A 12518-nucleotide genomic window follows, 5' to 3' on the forward strand; every position below is an offset into this window, starting at 1 on the left:
CACGCCATGCGCCTGAAAGACGTTCTTGGCGATATCGAGCCCGACTGTAACCACGCTCTGCATGCTGCCCTCCTTTGACGGAGCTGAACCCTAGATCAGGTTCACCGCCGCCGGGTGGGCGCCGTCCACAGCATCAAGAACGGACATCGCTCTACCAGTCTCGGACAACGGACATTTAGCTCCGCGTGCGCCGCGGAATTGGCCGCGGTGCCGAGCGCCAAAATGAGTGGCCCATACCATAAGCCCTAAATTTTGAATCTCTGAAATTAGATGACCTCTGCACGCGAGCGGTCTACTTCCCATTAGGGAAGATGCGTCTTGTGGAATTCCACGACGATTTCATCATATGATCGACGCGCTTCATTCGTGGCCCGCGCACCCTCTAACTCATGCAGCAGGCGATCCAATAGCGATGTGTTCTGTGCGTGCCACTTGGAGCCCACAATCCACAAGCCAGATATCCGCAACCATCCCCGATATGTAACGCGCTCGAATGGTTTGCCGCTCGCGTCAACGCCGCGTTCCGTAACACGAAACTCGTCAAAGCTCTGCTCTTGATCGTCGACGATCACAACACCAGCGAACTTACTGAGAACATCTTTCGACGCTGCGTATTCAGCCATTGTGAGCCGCAAGCCAAAAGTGGCGACGTTGATGCAGCGTATGTCTCGAAGCCGCAACGGCAGCACCTTCGGTGCTCGGAGCGAATCGTCACGACTGCGCAGGCGCGTCTTGCTGTCGCCAGCAAACACCAGCAGCGTGTCCACCAAGGCGCCACCGACAAACGACAGCCTAGAACTCGCCTCCAGCTGAAGGCGACTTGCGCTTAGACTTGAGTCTGTGACGATCACTTCGCGCGTCTCAAACAACGAAAAGTCCGTAGCGTTGAAGTCGGCTCGATCCAATGCGGCGACCCCGAAAATACGTAAGCTGCCGTGACGCACTTTCAGCCCCTCGACAACACTGGGCAACTCGAATTCCCCCGAACAATCCGTGAGGGCGACGTCTTTCAGATACCCAGCCCAACCGACAGCTTCAAACCTGCAATGTTCGAACTGACAATCCACGATCTCGGCAGATGAGAAACTCACTTGCCCGAAAGTGCAATTTACAAACCGACGGCGCCGCAGAGCAATACCATCGACGCGCATGTCCTCGAATGCATGATTGCGGGTCACCAAGTCGATGAACAGCTCTACGACCTTAAGGTTAGTCCGATAGGTCGGCGACGCCGCTTCGCCGACCAAGACCAGATGCTGTCTTACCGCGTCGCCATAATTTTCCCGCACCATGCTGAACCCCCCGACAAATTGCAGGATTTCATAGTTCAGCGGGCGATCTAACTCCTCCGCAACTTCGCGCCCTGCGATCTTTCGACTAATCTCGTCGGCGATCAGAAATTCCATGAAGGACTTGTGCGCAAAAACCACCTTTTCGTCGGTCGTTATCGATAGGAATCCTGAATTGCGCAGCTCCGTGATGACGCGCTCAAGATCTTCCTCCGCTTTAAGTTCGTCGAGTTCCTCCATCGGCATTTTCCGTACAATGTCCCCTATGGCATCGACGGAAGCCACCATCGCGCCGCCCGCATCAAGCATTGCGAGTGCCGCCGCCGCAGCAAACCTGTATTTTATTGTGCGCGCCACAGCGGGGCTGCGCTCCTCCTCTCTGCGTAGATGGAGATCTATGTACTCCCGATAGAGCCACACAGGCCCCACCTTCAGCACAGGGTCGTCTAAATCAATCATGCCCTCGACAAGCAAGAAGAGAAACATCTCCAGGTGCAACGGGCGTGAGACGATGTTCGTCAGATCGTGCACGGACCGCAGCAGATCGTAGACCTGCTCCGGCGTCTTCTGATGCCGTTCCCAGATCTCCTCCGCTTCTGTAGCCAAGAAGCGGATTATCTGTTCCTTGGAAAACGGAGCCAATGTCAAAATAACGGAGCGATGCTCCGCGAACTTCCGAAGACGTGGCTTGCCATACCTTGCCCGCAATCGCGTGCGCATCCGCGACTGCACTTCCGCCCAATCCGCGTACGCGCGCCGCGACGTCGGCGTCTCTCCGTGCGCATCGCGGATGCGCAGGTCTGAAACCTTCCCGACTAAAGCGTCAAACTCAGCGAAATTCGTGAATGCGGTCGCACGCGAAGTGATGAGTACACGTTGCGCACGCTCGGCCATTTCGAAGACCTGACCGAAATAGTAGTCGCGCTCGGCTGCGGTAGAGTTCGCCGCCACCTCATCAAAACCATCCAGGATAAAGAGAAGCTCCGATCGCTTGGCCATATCATCCAAGAACGTGGGTCCAACTTCTTTGGTAGCATCAGCGATCTGCTGGGTCAGGAATTTGTCGGTCGAGGTCGAACTTTTGAGCGTACGCAAATAGAAGATCATCGGAAAAATCTGCGTTAGCCCCTCCAAATAGCCGTACGAGAGGTCCCGGTGCACAATCTCAGCGACAGTCGTCTTGCCGGTGCCATAGTCACCGAGCAAGAAAACAAAATTCTTCTGATTGTTAGCAAACAAGCGCGTTATATGCGACGCGACATCCGATACCTTGTCCAATCGCTCGCCGTGTTTGCCGACGACGCGCGCATCGAGTTCAACATAAGAATCGGTGAAATAGGACAGGTATTTCGCGGCAGCGCCCCTTAAATAGGCATCAGACTTGGAAAACTCACTCTCAATGTCTGAGAGATCTCGGAACAGCACGGGGACAACCCCTGCGCCGGCGAGTTTGGGCGGATCTTCCGTTCGATGACAGATGACCAAGCTGGCGCACTCTCGCTCTTTGCAGAACCTCAACGCCTCGTCTAGGCTGGAATGCAGGAGATCTCGATCGATCCCCGGCTCCAAGCGCGGCCAACAACTCATGGCCACGCGTTGTTGCGAAAACGCATCTGAAAACTCTGCAACGAAGTCGACGGTCCCTTTGCTCGACTCGATCACGTCAGTCGTCCGATAACGGGAGTTGGAGAGCGCTCGGCGCGCGCGCTCTCGAAAGGCGGCCAGCTCGGACCGCGGTTCTACCTCTCCCTTGAGACGCGTGCGGCGGCTTCGCCTGGACGCGCGTTGCAAGCGCTCGATAGCAGCCCTCAGTTCATCAACAATCGCCGGCTTCGTCCAAACGAGAGCTTGCTCGCTGCCAATGTCGGCCGGCAGCTCCTTCAGAAGCGTTTCGTCCAACAGAACTGGAATGCGCGACTTCATCGCGGTAATCGCCCCACGATACTCCGCCAAGCACCAACTCGAGCCAATCCAATCTCGGGTAACAATTAGGACCAAGCAGTGCGATTCTGAGTGCTTTTCCGCCAATTGCCCTGCAAACGGCGCACCGGGCCGCAGGCCGTTACCCGGATCGGCGTCCAAAAACACATCACCGAGGTCGAGGGCTTGAATAATGCGCGAGATGCGTGCCGCCAAAAGCGTGTCGTTCGTGTGGTGACTTATAAAAATCATCGCGAAGTCTCTCAGAACCTCGAGCAGATACCAAGCTAGAGCCGCAACTTTCAGTAGTGTAAAGATAACGCCAGCTTTTTTTCACGTCCGCCTGGTATTTCTCGCCACCTGTCGCTCTTCTCAAACTCCGCAATTTTCTGTCGATTGGGACGGCGAAATTCCAAGTACGGACTCTACACTGGAGCCGTCTCAAAGCGGACATCGGATGTCGGCCAAGCGCCGAGATGAGGCGCGTGCCCGTTCAGATGCGGAGCGGAATATTCGAGATCACAATGCGCTCATGCGCATTCGGAACGCCCGCCTCAGTCAGCAACTCGACAAAGCCTTCCCACATGAGGATAGGATCTGCGCAGGGGCCGATTATCACACGCTCCAACAACTCGGCGACTTCCATCCCCGCCAAGCCCTCCTCTGGCAGACTTTCAAGCGGAATCCGATAGACGCGCTGTGGCGTTCCGTGAATTAGCTCCACGCTGGTGCGCAGTCGCTCCGAGGGCTCAAGCCTCGGATTATGCAGCACGCGCCACTCACGTTCCTCAGCAAATCCAAGGTGCTTGGTGCAGAGCATGGCGAACCGCAGCATCGTGAACGCATTGCCGAGTGTTAGCTCTTCGCCGTGCGCACTCAATACATCCCGGTTCGCTTCGATGTTCGCCGCGAGCGCCGCGAACTCGGAGGCGAAACCAGCCCGCGACAAATAGGCAACCGGGCTGGAATAAGCCTTGAGCGCATCTGACTCCGACTCAAATGGAGTCATCCGCACGACCAGGGCGACACCCGATCCCTGTCCATACGCGCGCCACATCGAGAGCCGCCCCAGCTCGTTCTCCGAAGCCAAATGCTCCGAGAGCGACGTAACAAAAGTGTCCTTCTCAAAGTGCGGGAGCCATCCGTTGAAGGCGCTCTCCAGTTTGCCTTTTATGCCTGGAAACACGCTCTCCAGAGCGCGGGAAAATCGCGTGCCTGCCTCGCCGGCGTAAGCTTCGCGCAAGCACTCCTTGCCGTGCTCGACTTCGCTGAAGTCGTTCATGGCGCGCGTTTTGCGCATCCACACCTCCCGCGAGCGCAGGATGTTCGCGGCGCCCGCGGCGCTGGTGTAGTGCACCAAAAAGCCGGCCTCTTTCATCGCTGCCAGTTGGCGCGTGGCGTACGGGAAGAAGAGAGATCGCAGCTCTGGCGGGTTGCTCATGAGATAATACTGCGAGGATTCGCGGCTTGTTTGGCCGCGCTATACATGTGTAGCAGCGGCTACCCGAGACCGGCCAATTGGAGCTACCGCAAGGCTTTCGCCTTCAAGTGGCTGAATTGTTCGAGGTCCAGCAGCAGATTCATCCCGGAAGCAGAAGTCGGTCGGGTTTCCCAAAGCAGATGAGGTGGATGGCTCCCGCTCACGGCTCAATTGCATCCGGGAAGCCGCCGGTCGGCGAGAGAGGTTTGCCAGTTTGCTGGTGCCGCCCCGTCACGTTGTGCCGGTTTGTGACCAAAACCGGCCCTTTCTTGGAGTTTGCAACGAATGCCGTGCCGGTGGAAAGCGCCGTTCCCTTCACCGTCATCTTGATGATGAGCGATTTGACGGACTCTCCCATAATCACTGGCTGAACGGCCATTTCGTAATCTCCGAGTGCTCAGGATTACCCGAAATGCCACTTCGCCCGCTAGGCATACTCAGTCCGGATCTCTTTCGACCTTGCGAAATGCTCGCGTCGCGGCTGCTCGCGGAATCCCAAGAAGCGACGTCGGCGGCATTGCGTCGGAAACTGGACATTGCGCGGGAACCATCAACCATCGAGGTCCATCCCCGCCCCTATTGCCGGGGCGCTAGCTCTGACTGCAACAGCAAAGGAGACATTCGTTCTCAAAGTTCGGATCGGCGCAGATTACGTTGGACAGACAATCCTCCTCAGTACACTGCCTTCGCTCCACCGCCGTCTCTTCCTCACAAACGAAGCAATACACCTGCGTAGAGGTTGGCAAGTTGGGTCGTAGCTGTGCGAGAGCGATAATCTCCTCGTCGATTCTGTCTGCATCTGCCCGGCACTGCGGGCACGAATACAGACGCGCCTTCGTCGTCCCAAAGTATGTCTGGCGTTCCGCCGGCTTCAGTAGCCCATGTGCTTTACCAAACTCGCGGAGCACTTGGTACCCAACATGATCTGTTGAGTAGGTGATGGCGATACGGTCATTTTCACAATACTCGCGACGGCGCTTCGCCCAACTCTTCGCAGGAAACAAGTCACGCGCCGTTTGAAGAACTCCGATCAGAAGTTCCGTTACCTCAACCTGACGACCTATTCCACCTGCGTGGACAATTGCGTTTCGCTGCAGGCGGACCCTTTCGAAGAACTCTTCAAATCCAGTCGGCAACCGCCCGTTCAAGTCACAGACCGTGTGCAGCACCTTGATTAGATCAGCTGCGTCAATCGTGCGAAACCGCGCGAACGATGTATCTTGCTTCGATGATCCGCTTGGCCATTCGCGGGGTGCGCCTGAGATCAGCAAAAAGGGGCTTATTGCCGCAATGCGCCCCTTAAGCGCCATTTCTTGCGCTTGCTGGACGAGAGCAAATCCATTTCCGAGAGCGGGTTGAGCCAAAGACCAGAAGTCGGCGGTCTCTTTCTTGTTGAGCTCTACGCCGAAGCCGTGCGCCTCATCTAACTCGGTCGCAATATCAATTCCAATCGACCAAGCGAGATTAAGCAGATTGAGCGCCGCAGTCTCAAACTCAGCGGATGTCGGAATGTCGCATATCATCGACCGTTACCTCGGCACTCAGTGCATCGTCAGCGAGAAGCACCCCCGACATTAGGACATTCGCGGCCCTGCCAATAGTCGGAGGATCAAGTCGTAGAGAGCCCCTGAGTTCAGTAAATCCCAACAAGAGACGTCAGCGTGCGGGCAGCCGCTAGCGGACATTCGCCAACCCGACAACTACCCAAGATCGATGTGTGGCTCGTAGTCGAAGTATGGGCATTGTGATGGAGCCCCTCAGCGCGGCGGCGGTACTTGTTGCAACAGTCTCATCAATTCCCATACAAGTTCGGGCCCTGGCACTCTGAGGACAGCCATGCGAGTCCCCGCCGCGCCGTTTGTTGACGCAACGTGCACGGGGCGATCTCATTGCGCACCCTGGCGCGAGCACTATTTGAACAGGCGAGCAACTGGGATCTGAATGGCGTTTGGGGGCTGAAGAAATGGCGCGCGTTTCGGACCGGACCTGGATTTTCGTGTCGCATGCAAGCGCTGACCTGAAGGCGGTTCGCCAAGTCAGAAACTACCTCGAAGAAAAGGATGCGTCGCCACTCCTCTTCCACCTGCTCGCGCTGGAGCACGAAGAGGAGTTCTGGCCGGTCATCGAACGTGAAATCGTGGCGCGAGATTTCTTCCTCTATTGTGAGAGCGATGCGGCGGCGCGCTCACCATGGGTCGAGCGCGAACGCGCAGCAGTCGCCAAGGCGCAGGGCCGCAAGCCGAAACGCATCGGCGCAATTCGCGTCGACGACGGCGAATTAGACCTTCGAGCTCTCGACGCCTTCATCGCGACAACTAGGGTGTTTCCCTCGTTCAAACGCGAGGACAAGCCTATCGTTGCGCCCTTCTTGGACGAGTTGGAGGGACGGGGATTTGAGGTGTTCAACGATCTTGAGGTGCTTGTGCCAGGCGATGATTGGCAGGCGCGCATCGTCGCGGAATTGGAGCGAGCCGCAACTCATGGCTGGGTGATCGCCTTTCTATCTCAACGCTCGATGCAAAGCCCCTGGGTTCAGCGCGAGATCCACCACGCCCAAAACCTGGGCGCACGCTTCGTGCCGGTTCTAATCGATCCCGGTTTATCGCTCTCAACGCTCCCGCCAAACTTACGCGTCCTCCATGTGTTCGACGCAACCCGCGACCCGATCACCGCGCCACGGCGGCTTGCGGATGAACTGCACCTGCGCTCGCCACGTTGAACCAACGAACATGTCCACGACGCCCACCCAACCCAACAAGGCTTACTGGCTAAAAGACGGCGAAGTCGTCGAACAAGTCGATCAGCTTCGGCTCGCCATTGGCGCGGGAGAAGCAGCGCCCGACATGCGCCGGTCCGCTGTCTGGAAGTTTTCAACACGGAAGAAGACGACAGACTTCTTCGTGACGGCAAACACGATCCAAGGCGACATGAAGGGCTCAGTGCACCGAACGCGGGCCCATTTTGGCTTCGCGGATCCCTCAACCGAGCCGGAAGCATGGGTCGGGCCCCCGCTCCACAGCCGACACTATCACGTCCTCGAATTCAACGAGTTGGCGGCCGGCGAGTATCGGAACGTCATGCGTGTTGGACTACCGGGCTTTGCGCTGATGCCGAAGCCCCTCCCGATCGAACCGAAGAAACGCATTCACCTGATCGCCCCGCCTCCCCACGATCACGAGATAACTTTCGGAATGACCGTGGTGGAGGGTGATTGGCGACAGTTTGAGCCAGATGTCGGACAATATGTCGGCCTGCTCACGGGAAGCGCCGATCGGCACGCCCTTATCTCAGTGCGCCTAATGCGCTACGATGATGTCGATGCGGTCATCGCCAACATGAAGCGCAACTTAGCTCTCATCGACACGCACGGGCGAGCGATCCCTGAGGAAGATTTGAGCGTGCTGCTTTGGATGAACCGCGCACCCGATCAGCACATCACCATGATTGAACTCAATGGCGTGCGCTGGCAGCCCAAATCAACGCCGACAGAAATTTGACCACTCTATCGCTCTATCGAGACTAAAGCGTCGAAGCTCGGCGTGATCCCAACAACAGACATTGTCCGCCTGGCGCTCCAAAGCAGACCTAATCCGTCGTTCCACCGCCTGAGCCACTCCGGTACAACGGCCAAACGATCCGCGCACCCGAGCGTGGTCAATCGGGCGCGGGCGCAGTTGGGAATATCCAGTCACGGCCGGTTTTCTCTTTGAGCCGCCCTAGCACCTTTTGCAGTCGGTCATAAAACAACTCGTGCAGAAAATCGACCAGCTCGGACCATCCCTTTGCGCCGCCGGCATAATACCCAAGACTGAGCGTGAATCCGACTTCGAAGCGATCATTATGTAGCGCGACCTCCATCGCGTTACTGGTTGAAGAATGACCCGTATTGTGGGCGAAACGCTTGTTCCTAAACTCAATGACTTCGTCATGAACACTGCGAAGGTTCACAGGAAGTGAATCCCGCGCGAACCCGCCGCTGCTTCCTCCTTGGTGCAGGCGAACATAAGTCACGACAAAAGCGGTCGTGAGCATATCCAGCTCTAGCAGCGCGTCCATCTCCGCAGCAAATTTATGTTCGGACAGCCGCCTCTGAGCGTGCTTCAACGCGGCCAATGCAGGAACAGAGTTTGTTAGTCGGACAAGCTGCGACAATTCCTTGTCAACCGAGTGGAGAACGGCGCGACCGTCTTCGGCAATCTTCTCAAAATGGAGTCTCCATTCCGGTGGAAGAAACTGCAGCGCCGCTTCCGGCAGGATGTAATATCCGCCGTCATGATCGCTCGTACGGTCTTCTTCATTGTGCATGCGCGCCCACTATAGAGAAGGGAGTGGTTCAAGCCTAAGGTGCGTGACACGTGCGGCGCCGTTTGACCCATCCGCATCCAAGACGATGATGATCCGCTTTAGCGGCCTCGCTCGCTCAGCCAGCCAATTGCTTATAGCCATCGTCTTTTGCGAAAAAGCGGAGGGTCGCAGCGGCGTGACTATCCCCTTTACGGCAAAGAGGCGCTGGCGCGCCATCACCGACAGCAACTCGCACGTGGCGCCGGCAGCTAAATCCGCAATCGAACAGAGATCTTCAAGCGCGAGGTCGCCATCGTCCGATCGCGTAGTTCCGCAGCGCAAATGTCCTAAGGAGTGATCGGTCATATTGCCCCAAATACGCGCGAAAACAGAAGTCATCTGCGTAAGCTGCGTGTCGTTCGAGGCAATCTCATCTTGATCGGTGATCCACATCAGGTCTTGGCCTGGCTTTGACACACCTGCAACCACCAACGCGCCCAAGTGCAGGATGCGCATCAAGCGCTCCCTTACCGTGGGCTTCCACGCATTCAGAACGTCGTCATCCCGTTCAACGGGGGACGTCATAAACATGGAGCCATGATCCTTTTTGATGGCAAAGACGATGAGCGCGCCGTCGATCTCCTCAGCCGCCATGAGAAACAACTTTAGAGCGCGTCGCCTTGCCCGATCCTTCAAATTCTTAAATGACATCCTTCTCCGGCTTTTGAGGACCTCCGAGCGAAACGCTCGTTGAGCCCTCAACCACCAACTGTTCCGATCAATGTCGAAAACTAAGAACGCGTAGGTATCGTAACCAGCACTAGCGTGCGCACCGCTAAAGTCAGCAACGGAATAGAGTTGGCGACCTCGAACGCCTTGCGGAAAACCTGCCCCCACCAACGCATCTGCGAGGACCCCGGAGATCACGTCCAGCATATTTCGTGATGTTGTCACGCGTCAGACCTCGGCCTTCGGCTCGATGTCATTTTGAACGAAGAAACATCGGGAAGAAAGAGCGCTGCGCTTTTAGGCGAATAGTGTCGCGCACGTCGATCGTACTTGCTTTCTGACGCACGCCGCCAGTTTCGGTCTGCACCTCCAGATCCTCGCACGCCATGATCGCAGTGTGGATGTCGTCCGTGTGCGCGGCCGTGGCGTTGTAGATTGTCTCGTAGAACTCGCGCACGCCCAGCGCATCGCCGCAATCGGTGATGAGTCGCGGAATGTCTTCAGTCAGCTGCGTTCGCGCGGCCTCGCGCCCAGACATGTCGAACAGGTAGAGCGCGCCCTCCGCGCTCGGATCGTAGGAGAGCATATGAAGGCCGGCGCGGCCGAAATGCGCTTGGCTCGTGGAATTGTCGTGCAGGATGTCGTTGTAAACCTGCCGCGCGCGAGCACTGTTGGCGAAGTGAATGAGCCAATAGCGCCAGCCCGTCGGATTGTGAATCGAAAACGGGCTTACATAGCGGGCGCACGCGGCAAATTGGTCGAAGACGAGCTTCTCAGCGGCGCCCAGCCAGCCCTGATGGCTCATCAGGCCGTCGATGTCGTTGAGATCGGCTTGTCTGACTCCAACGTGCTTGAGCTGGCGCGCCAACTTAAGCGGATCTCTCTTGTGCAGGAACGCGAGCAGCGGCTTGATCGAGAATGTGAAGAATATCTCGGCCGAATGGGTGGACGTCATGATGTCGCCAAGCGTCCCAATATCGACCTTGGAGTGACCGCACTGATCAAGGTTGAAGAGCACGTTGCGGTAGCGTCCCTGCGCAATCAGGTTCTTGATCGCCGGATATGAGGTTTCAAACGCGCCCGTCATGAACTGGCAGGCGATGTGGAGCCGGCGCTCTTCTTCCTTGATCTTGGCCAAGACCGGGGCGCATCCTGGGGCGATCAGCGTCCGGATGGCGAAGCGGAAACGCTGGATGACGCGCCAGTAGCGGCGCACGCTTCGACGCCCGCGCCCTCACCGCTCGAAGTGGAAGCCGATGCGGCGCGTATTTCGGCAATCCGCTTTGGCGCAGACCAGCGATTGCCTCCGGTCGAAGGCGCAGCCTCCCCGCCTGGCCCCGACGCTGCTTTCATCGCCAGTCAGCGCGGCCGCGACGACGATGTGCTCGACGCCGCCTATCGTCCGCCGCGCTCGCCTTACGCCATCCAGGCGGGATCGACGATCTCGGCTGCACTGGTGACGGCGCTCAGTTCTGACCAGCCTGGCCGCGTGGTCGCGCAAGTCACCGAAGACGTGTACGACAGTGTGAGCGGCGATCATCTGCTCGTGCCGCAAGGCGCGCGTCTCCTCGGCGCGTACGACGCCGCCGTCAGTCATGGCGATCAGCGCCTCCTCATTGTCTGGAATCGGCTGGTCATGCCGAATGGCTGGTCAATTGCGCTCCGCGGCATGCCTGGCGCGGACGCGGCTGGCGCCTCCGGCGTTCGCGACAGGGTCGACGCCCATTTTGGCCGCATCGCCGTCGCATCGCTCTTGTCCGGCGCGCTCTCCGTCGCTGCGAATGAAGCGGAGGACGACGACAGCGATCGCCTGACCGAGAGTGTCGGCGACGCCGCTGCGCAAGAGGCTGCGCGGGTGGGCGGCCGCATCATCGACCGCGAGCTCAGCGTGCGTCCCACGCTTCGCATTCGCGCCGGGGCGCCGGTTCGTGTCCTCGTCAGCCAGGACATTGTGCTGAGGCCCTACCGGCGATGACAAAACGGCGAGGCGCGAAACCAGCGGCCGAGCAAAATCAGGCCGATCTCTTCGGCGCCGCCGCGCCCCCATCGCCTCGCCTGCCGAAGAAAGCGCACACGGCCCAGCGTGCAGCGCCGTCCTTGGCGAAAACAAGCCCCGGTCAGGCGCGCTCCAATCCAAGCGCCCAACCGATCCCACCCAACGCACTGCTCAATGTCCGTCAAGCGGCCGCTCGGCTCGGTCTCTCCAAATCGACGCTCGACAAAATGCGGGGCGCCGGCAAAGGGCCGCGCTTCATCAAGTCGACCGATCGGGCTGTGCGTTACGATTGTGACGACCTCGACGCTTGGATAGCCAATCGGCGACGCGGGAGGGCCCCGCGAGACTGATGCAGCACGCCAGGGAGCGAGCGCGCTTGCCTTGCCACCTTCGGCAGGTGCTAACCTTTAAGCCCACCCGAAAACGATTCGGCGAGGCGATGTTCGGCAAGGCCAAGCCATCTTCAAATAAAGGCGCCTTGAGCGAACGCATGCGCCGGGCGGTCGAGCGGCCGACGGCGCCGCCGCCATCTGGCCTTTCCTTGACCCGCCAGATCGAACGCGCAGTTCGTCAAGCTGTGTTCAGAGAGGGCGCACTCATTCTTGCCGAGGGGGAAAAGCTCCCGGTGGCGCTCAAGAACATCAGCGCCACGGGCGCGCGTGTGGAGTATTTCACGCGCAGTGAGTTGCCTGCGGTGGTGATCCTCGTCGAACCCACGCTGCGGATAAAATCGCGGGCCCGCGTGGTGTGGCAACGCGATGGGGTGGCGGGTCTAGCCTTCGCTGAGTGACTTGCCGAGCCGCGCACGCTTGACGAGAGC

The 12518-nt window shown here is 58.3% G+C and carries 12 protein-coding genes; 5 read left to right on the top strand and 7 right to left on the bottom strand.

What is annotated here, in order from left to right:
- Positions 1–302: 302 nt before the first annotated feature.
- From VEA80_RS15385 to VEA80_RS15400, 4 genes are all read right to left on the bottom strand, one after another.
- The gene (locus tag VEA80_RS15385) at positions 303–3461 is read right to left on the bottom strand and encodes an NACHT domain-containing protein (protein ID WP_325061649.1); all 3159 of its coding nucleotides are present in this window, start codon (positions 3459–3461) and stop codon (positions 303–305) included.
- 241 nt (positions 3462–3702) lie between these two features.
- The gene (locus VEA80_RS15390; protein WP_325061650.1) at positions 3703–4650 is read right to left on the bottom strand and encodes a DUF2971 domain-containing protein; all 948 of its coding nucleotides are present in this window, start codon (positions 4648–4650) and stop codon (positions 3703–3705) included.
- Positions 4651–4849: 199 nt separating this feature from the next.
- Positions 4850–5068, bottom strand: coding sequence for a hypothetical protein (locus tag VEA80_RS15395; protein WP_325061651.1), 219 nt, complete (start codon positions 5066–5068; stop codon positions 4850–4852).
- A gap of 211 nt (positions 5069–5279) precedes the next feature.
- Positions 5280–6212 (bottom strand): hypothetical protein, encoded by a 933-nt coding sequence (locus tag VEA80_RS15400; RefSeq protein ID WP_325061652.1) that lies wholly within the window; start codon positions 6210–6212, stop codon positions 5280–5282.
- Between the two features lie 440 nt (positions 6213–6652).
- On the opposite strand from VEA80_RS15400, the gene VEA80_RS15405 reads away from it, so the two are divergent.
- Together VEA80_RS15405 and VEA80_RS15410 are read left to right on the top strand one after the other, a co-directional pair.
- On the top strand, positions 6653–7408 hold the full coding sequence (locus VEA80_RS15405) for a toll/interleukin-1 receptor domain-containing protein (protein WP_325061653.1): 756 nt from the start codon (positions 6653–6655) through the stop codon (positions 7406–7408).
- Positions 7409–7418: 10 nt separating this feature from the next.
- Entirely contained in the window at positions 7419–8186 is a 768-nt protein-coding gene (locus VEA80_RS15410; protein ID WP_325061654.1) for a hypothetical protein, read from the top strand.
- Between the two features lie 157 nt (positions 8187–8343).
- On the opposite strand, the gene VEA80_RS15415 is transcribed toward VEA80_RS15410, so the two are convergent.
- From VEA80_RS15415 to tcmP, 3 genes are read right to left on the bottom strand one after another with little or no spacing between them, the layout of a single operon-like run.
- A complete protein-coding gene (locus tag VEA80_RS15415; protein ID WP_325061655.1) occupies positions 8344–8994 on the bottom strand; it encodes a hypothetical protein in 651 nt (216 codons plus the stop codon).
- Positions 8995–9003: 9 nt separating this feature from the next.
- Complete coding sequence (locus VEA80_RS15420) at positions 9004–9909, bottom strand: hypothetical protein (protein ID WP_325061656.1); 906 nt, start codon at positions 9907–9909, stop codon at positions 9004–9006.
- Between the two features lie 46 nt (positions 9910–9955).
- On the bottom strand, positions 9956–10840 hold the full coding sequence (tcmP, locus tag VEA80_RS15425) for a three-Cys-motif partner protein TcmP (protein WP_325061657.1): 885 nt from the start codon (positions 10838–10840) through the stop codon (positions 9956–9958).
- Here tcmP and VEA80_RS15430 point away from each other — a divergent pair.
- The 3 genes from VEA80_RS15430 (at position 10805) to VEA80_RS15435 (ending at position 12488) form a co-directional block, all read left to right on the top strand.
- Positions 10805–11677 (top strand): TrbI/VirB10 family protein, encoded by an 873-nt coding sequence (locus VEA80_RS15430; RefSeq protein WP_325061658.1) that lies wholly within the window; start codon positions 10805–10807, stop codon positions 11675–11677. The genes tcmP and VEA80_RS15430 overlap by 36 nt on opposite strands.
- A complete protein-coding gene (locus tag VEA80_RS20490; RefSeq protein ID WP_349257269.1) occupies positions 11674–12048 on the top strand; it encodes a helix-turn-helix domain-containing protein in 375 nt (124 codons plus the stop codon). Before VEA80_RS15430 ends, VEA80_RS20490 begins: the two co-directional genes overlap by 4 nt.
- 89 nt (positions 12049–12137) lie before the next feature.
- A complete protein-coding gene (locus VEA80_RS15435; RefSeq protein WP_325061659.1) occupies positions 12138–12488 on the top strand; it encodes a hypothetical protein in 351 nt (116 codons plus the stop codon).
- The last annotated feature ends 30 nt before the right edge of the window (positions 12489–12518 follow it).

This window comes from Vitreimonas sp. (genome assembly GCF_035627415.1).
Lineage (GTDB): Bacteria > Pseudomonadota > Alphaproteobacteria > Caulobacterales > Aquidulcibacteraceae > Vitreimonas.

Bases quoted from the DNA above. Each gene is read 5' to 3' on its own strand.
- VEA80_RS20490 (WP_349257269.1), top strand. From the start codon at position 11,674: ATGACAAAACGGCGAGGCGCGAAACCAGCGGCCGAGCAAAATCAGGCC.
- VEA80_RS15400 (WP_325061652.1), bottom strand. From the start codon at position 6,212: ATGATATGCGACATTCCGACATCCGCTGAGTTTGAGACTGCGGCGCTC.
- VEA80_RS15405 (WP_325061653.1), top strand. From the start codon at position 6,653: ATGGCGCGCGTTTCGGACCGGACCTGGATTTTCGTGTCGCATGCAAGC.
- VEA80_RS15415 (WP_325061655.1), bottom strand. From the start codon at position 8,994: ATGCACAATGAAGAAGACCGTACGAGCGATCATGACGGCGGATATTAC.
- VEA80_RS15390 (WP_325061650.1), bottom strand. From the start codon at position 4,650: ATGAGCAACCCGCCAGAGCTGCGATCTCTCTTCTTCCCGTACGCCACG.
- VEA80_RS15385 (WP_325061649.1), bottom strand. From the start codon at position 3,461: ATGATTTTTATAAGTCACCACACGAACGACACGCTTTTGGCGGCACGC.
- VEA80_RS15435 (WP_325061659.1), top strand. From the start codon at position 12,138: ATGTTCGGCAAGGCCAAGCCATCTTCAAATAAAGGCGCCTTGAGCGAA.
- VEA80_RS15410 (WP_325061654.1), top strand. From the start codon at position 7,419: ATGTCCACGACGCCCACCCAACCCAACAAGGCTTACTGGCTAAAAGAC.
- VEA80_RS15395 (WP_325061651.1), bottom strand. From the start codon at position 5,068: ATGGCCGTTCAGCCAGTGATTATGGGAGAGTCCGTCAAATCGCTCATC.
- VEA80_RS15420 (WP_325061656.1), bottom strand. From the start codon at position 9,909: ATGCTGGACGTGATCTCCGGGGTCCTCGCAGATGCGTTGGTGGGGGCA.